The organism is Microbacterium sp. H6 (assembly GCF_003314775.1).
GTDB classification, from domain to species: Bacteria; Actinomycetota; Actinomycetes; order Actinomycetales; family Microbacteriaceae; genus Microbacterium; species Microbacterium oxydans.
In genome coordinates, this window is record NZ_QOAY01000089.1 from 8,666 (window position 1) to 14,032 (window position 5,367).

5 protein-coding genes are annotated in these 5,367 nt (G+C 69.8%); all 5 read right to left on the reverse strand.

Features of this window, described 5'->3' with window-relative positions; genetic code table 11:
• Nucleotides 1–97: 97 nt before the first annotated feature.
• Nucleotides 98–517, reverse strand: coding sequence for a hypothetical protein (locus tag DSP71_RS06120; protein WP_046747476.1), 420 nt, complete (start codon nt 515–517; stop codon nt 98–100).
• A gap of 42 nt (nt 518–559) precedes the next feature.
• Entirely contained in the window at nt 560–1,525 is a 966-nt protein-coding gene (locus DSP71_RS06125) for a serine hydrolase (protein ID WP_046747475.1), read from the reverse strand.
• A gap of 110 nt (nt 1,526–1,635) precedes the next feature.
• The gene (locus tag DSP71_RS06130) at nt 1,636–3,600 is read right to left on the reverse strand and encodes a M13 family metallopeptidase (protein WP_113680643.1); all 1,965 of its coding nucleotides are present in this window, start codon (nt 3,598–3,600) and stop codon (nt 1,636–1,638) included.
• A gap of 10 nt (nt 3,601–3,610) precedes the next feature.
• A complete protein-coding gene (locus DSP71_RS06135) occupies nt 3,611–4,765 on the reverse strand; it encodes a sensor histidine kinase KdpD (protein WP_113680644.1) in 1,155 nt (384 codons plus the stop codon).
• The coding region (locus tag DSP71_RS06140) for a response regulator transcription factor (protein ID WP_258546290.1) at nt 4,762–5,367 on the reverse strand (606 nt) is incomplete at its 5' end. The genes DSP71_RS06140 and DSP71_RS06135, both read right to left, overlap by 4 nt.

Below are 5,367 nucleotides of genomic sequence, written 5' to 3' on the forward strand. Positions count from 1 at the left end.
CGCCGCCGGCATCATCGCGGTGGTGCTGTCGCTGTTCATCCCGAAGCAGCGGAGCTCCGAGCAGCGCCCCTCGCTGCCGGGCTGAGACGCGTCGGCGTCAGCCGGCGATCGTGCGGGGGTCGGGGTCGTCGGCGCGCGGCGGGCGGAGGCGGTCCGGGATCGGCCATGCCAGGACGAACTGCGCAGCAGCCGGACGCGTCATGTCGCCGAAGTCGTCGATCTTCACGACGATTCGACCGGGCGAACCGTCTTCGTCGGGGGTCACCTCGAGGATGCGCACCCGGAGCGGACGGTCGGCCTCGCCGTCCGACAGCGCCTCGCCCTCGAGCATCCAGGGGTCGGCGAGCCAGGCGATGCCGTGCTCCTCGAGTGCCGCTTCGGCGTCGAGCCATTCGGTGGGAACCGACGCGGGGCGTCCGAGCACGTCGACCGCCACCCAGCCCTCACCCTCGGGATGGATCCACCCGAGCAGCTCGCCGTCGTCGCGACGATGCGGGGTCCAGTCAGATCGAGGCATCCCCCGATGCTAGCGGTGCGGGTGAGCTCGCCCGCGTCGACGTCAGTGCGTGTACTCCATGAGTTCGACGCCGAGCACGCGGAAGGCGTCGTGCGCGCGCAGACGGTGGGTGATCGAGAGGTCGTCGAAGCACACGATGAGCGAGTACGCGACACCGGCTCGGGGCCCGGCCAGCACGCCGGCTTCAGCCCTCACTCCGCGATCCCTGCCGGTCTTGTTCACGAACAGCAGGCCGTGCGCATCGTGATCATGTGCGAAAGGGTCGAGGCCGGTGGAGGCCGCGACCAGACTCAGATCCTGGTTGAGGCTGAGCCACTCGGACACCTGTGCGCTGACGGCGACATCGACCACCTGCGAGTTCACGAGGGCGGAGAACAGCCCGGCGAGCTCGCGCGCCGACCCCACGGCCACCTGCGGGGCGTCGTCGGGGCCGCGGCGGTCGCGGAAGCGATCGAGCAGAGCCGTGCGGCGCAGTCCGAGGGACTCGATGCGCTCACGCACGCGATCATGCCCCACCCGCTGCAGCAGGGCGTTCACCGCGATCGGATCGCCCGCGGTCGCCGCCATCACCGCGAGGTCTTCCAGGGGCAGCGCCGGCGCGTGCAGATGCCGCCACAGCCCCGAGGTCTCCACGGCGTCGACACTCTCGCGCTCGACGATCTCGAACGGATCGAGAGCACCGCTCTGGAAGCCCGCAGCGACCTCGATCAAAAGCGGCACCACGCCGAGACCGGCGATCGGCATCGTCACGTGGTCGTCGCCGGCCAGCACATGCACATGGTTGTCGAGGTCGACCACGTGCACCGAGACCTGCGCTCCGGAATCGACCAGCCCCTCCAGCGCACGGAGCGTGGCCGTGAACGAGCGTCGTCCCGCCGCCGCGCGGCGCGGAAGCCGGCGGCTGGTGCGCTGCGAACGGCGCCCAGCACCCGAGGCCTCCTGGGCACCGTCGAGAGACTCGGGGGCCGAGGAGTTGCGGAAGCCTTCACCAGGCTCGAGAGCGCCCACGCTGATCCTTAGGGGGGTGGATGTGCGGGATACCGCGGGAAGGCGATCCCCGGCGGCAGGGCTATCGTAACCCCACCGCCGGGGGATGATTCACAGAGTGCGACGATCTGTCACCAGATGGTCACACGCGACGGCGCAGGCAACCACAGCGCGTCGGACTCGGTCACGCCGAACGCCTCGTAGAAGGCGTCGATGTTGCGCACGATCTGGTTGCAGCGGAACTCGTTGGGCGAGTGCGGGTCGATCGTGAGCAGGCGCAGCGTCTCGGCGTCACGGCTCTTCTGCTGCCACACCTGCGCCCATGACAGCAGCAGGCGCTGCACCCCCGTGTACCCGTCGATGACCGGGGCCTCCTGGCCGTCCAGCGACAGCTCGTATGCTTTCAACGCGATGCCGAGACCGCCGAGGTCGCCGATGTTCTCGCCGATGGTGAGCGCGCCGTTCACGTGGTGCTCGGCGTCGAGGCCCTCCGGGACGAGCGCGTCGTACTGCGCGATGAGCGCCTTGGTGCGCTCCTCGAACGCCGAGCGGTCGGCATCGGTCCACCAGTCCTGCAGGCGTCCATCGCCGTCGTAGCGGCTGCCCTGGTCGTCGAAGCCATGCCCGATCTCGTGACCGATGACCGCGCCGATGCCGCCGTAGTTCGCCGCGGCGTCACGCCCTGCGTCGAAGAACGGGTACTGCAGGATGGCCGCGGGGAAGACGATCTCGTTCATCGACGGGTTGTAGTACGCGTTGACCATCTGCGGCGGCATGTGCCACTCGTCGCGATCGATGGGCTTGCCCACCTTGTCGACGTTGCGGTCGTGCTCGAAGATCGACGCCCGGCGCACGTTGCCGAACAGGTCTCCCCTGTCGATCTCGAGGCTGGAGTAGTCGCGCCACACCTCGGGATGCCCGATCTTCGGGGTGAACGAGTCGAGCTTGGCGAGCGCGCGCTCGCGGGTCTCGGCCGTCATCCACTCGAGGTCGGTGATGCTCCGCCGATACGCCTCGATCAGGTTCGCGACCAGCTCGTCCATGGCGGCCTTCGCCGTCGGCGGGTAGTGCCGCTCGACGTAGACCTTGCCGATGGCCTCGCCGAGCGCCCCCTCGGTGAGCGAGACCCCACGCTTCCAGCGCTCCCGGATCGTCGGCACTCCGGTGAGCTCGGTGCCGTAGAACGAGAAGTTCTCCTGCACGAGGTCGTCGGTCAGGTACGGGGCGGCGGCGTGCACGGCCTTCGCCCGCAGCCAGGCCTTCCAGTCGTCCAGCCGCTCGGGGGTCAGCAGCGAACCGAGCCCCTCGAAGAAGCTGGGCTGCGCGACGACGACCTCGTCGAAAGCGGTGGGGTTCGACGGCGAGACCGCCTCGCGCCACGGAGCCAGGTCGACGCCCGCGAGTGCCTGCAGCTCGTCCCAGGTCTTGAGGTTGTACGTCGCCACGGCGTCACGGCTGCGCACGTTGTCCCAGTGGTGGCCCGCCAACTCGGTCTCGAGAGCGATCGCGCGGTCGGCGTTCGCCGCGGCATCGCCCACGCCGGCCAGGGTCAGCAGACGCTCGAGGTGCGCGCGGTACGCGGTCCTCGTGTCGGCGAAGGTGTCGAGCCGGAAGTAGCTCTCGTCGGGAAGCGACAGACCCGCCTGCACGAGCACGGGGAGGTAGCGCTCGGGGTTGCCGGGGTCGCCGTCGACGTAGAGACCGATGATCGAGGCGCGGCCGTCGCGGTCGTAGGCGCCCACCGTGCGCAGGAACGTCGGAACGTCGGCGATCGCATCGATCTCGGCGAGCGTCTCGGCGAGCGGGGCGACACCGGCGGCATCGATGCGCTCGGTGTCCATGAAGCTCGCGAACAGGTCGCCGATCTTGCGGGCGAGCGTGCCTTCCGCGGCGTCCTGCGACTCCTCGATGATGGCGCGCACATCCTTCTCCGCCTGCTCGGCGAGAAGGTGGAACGAGCCCCAGCGCGCCTTGTCGCCCGGGATCTCGGTACGGGCGAGCCAGGCGCCGTTCACGTGGCGATACAGGTCGTCCTGGGGGCGGATGTCGGAGCTGAACTCATCAAGGGCGAGGCCCACGGGAAGAACGTCAGTCATGCGCTCCAGCCTATGACCCGCCTCCCCCGAACGGCAGGAGCACGTTCATGCGGAATCCCTCGTCGGTGCGCTCGGCGAACACCTCGCCGCCGTGGGCACGGGCGAGGCCGCGGGCGATCGACAGTCCGAGCCCCGCTCCGGAAGCGACACCGCCCTGATCGCCGGCCGAGGTGCGGGCGGCGTCCTCGCGCCAGCCCACGTCGAACATGCGGTCGAGGTCTTCCACCGCCACTCCGGCTCCGTGATCGAGGATGCCGAGCACGAGTCTGTTCCGGTCCGCCTCGGTGGCGGAGATGACGACCTCCGTGCCGCGTGGCGCGTGCCGGATCGCGTTCGTCAGCAGATTGACGATGATGCGCCCGAGCTGATGCGGATCGGCCCAGAGCACGTGCCCACCCACCCCGCGCTCGACGATGCGCACGTCGTGTGCGGCAGCCGCGACCGCGACGTCGGCGACCGCGTCGGAGACCACATCGAGCAGCTCGACCTGCTGCGTCTGCAGCTGCACGGCGCCGGATGTCAGCTTCGACAGCTCGAACAGCTCGTCGACCATGCGGCTCATCGTCTCCACCTGCGCCCGCACCTGCCCGGCGAAGCGCTCCGGTGCGTCGGCAGCCCCGTCCTCGATCGACTCGGCGAGCGCGCGCACCGCCGTCAGGGGAGTGCGGAGGTCGTGAGAGATCCAGGCGAAGAAGCGCCGCCGGGCCGAATCGAGACGCTCCAGCTCGGCGTTGGCGGCATCCACCTTCGCCGAGACCTCGGCCAGCTGCATCGACAGGCCGTCCAGTTCGCGGGATCCGCCGGCTCCCGCGACGATCACTCCGCCGCGGCCCATCTCCTCGAGCGATGCCGAGAAACGGTCGAACGACGCCCTCATCGCTCTCGCCGCGACCCAGGCGGTCGCCAGCCCCAGGACGAGGGACACCCCGATCACGGCGAGCAGCACCGTGAGGTCGTGTGTGGAGATGTACATCTCCACCGCGATCGCGACGACCGAAGCCGCCATCGTGACGACCCCTGCGCTGGCGACCAGCATGAGCTGCGCACGGACCGACCGGCGCCGGAGCTTTCGCAACAGGGCGAGGGTGAGCGCCGCGACGACCACGGCCGCCAGCAGGCACGTCAGCACGATCAGCAGCACATCGGGTGCGGCGAGCACGATCATGATCGGTCCCCGTCGGTCGAGAACCGGTAGCCGACGCCCCACTCCGTGCGCAGGTGGACGGGGTCGCGCGGATCCTGTTCGATCTTCTCCCGGAGCCGGCGCACATGCACCGTGACGGTCGATGCCTCGCCGAAGCTCCACCCCCACGCCTCGCGCAGGATCTCCTCCCGCCCGAGTGCTCGCCCCTCGTTGCGCGCGAGGAAGAGCAGCAGATCGTACTCCCGGCCGGTGAGGGCGATCTCCTCGCCACGCACCCAGACACGGCGACGCAGCGGATCGATCGCGAACACTCCGGCGCGCACCTCGCCCGCCGCGGCCTGGACGGCCTGCGCGCGGCGGACCAGGGCGCCGACGCGCATCGACAGCTCCCGCAGCGAGAAGGGCTTGGCAAGGTAGTCGTCGACGCCGAACTCGAACCCTTCGATGCGGTCGTCCACCTGCCCGAGAGCGGTCAGCATCATGATCGGCACATCGGAGAACGAGCGCAGGTCGCGGCAGAGCTCGTCCCCGCTGATCCCCGGCAGCATGCGGTCGACGATCACCACGTCCGGCGTCCTCTCGCGCAGGGCTGTGCGCGCCGAGACACCGTCTCCGAAACTCGA

Bases quoted from the DNA above. Each gene is read 5' to 3' on its own strand.
- DSP71_RS06120 (WP_046747476.1), bottom strand. From the start codon at position 517: ATGCCTCGATCTGACTGGACCCCGCATCGTCGCGACGACGGCGAGCTG.
- DSP71_RS06130 (WP_113680643.1), bottom strand. From the start codon at position 3,600: ATGACTGACGTTCTTCCCGTGGGCCTCGCCCTTGATGAGTTCAGCTCC.
- DSP71_RS06135 (WP_113680644.1), bottom strand. From the start codon at position 4,765: ATGATCGTGCTCGCCGCACCCGATGTGCTGCTGATCGTGCTGACGTGC.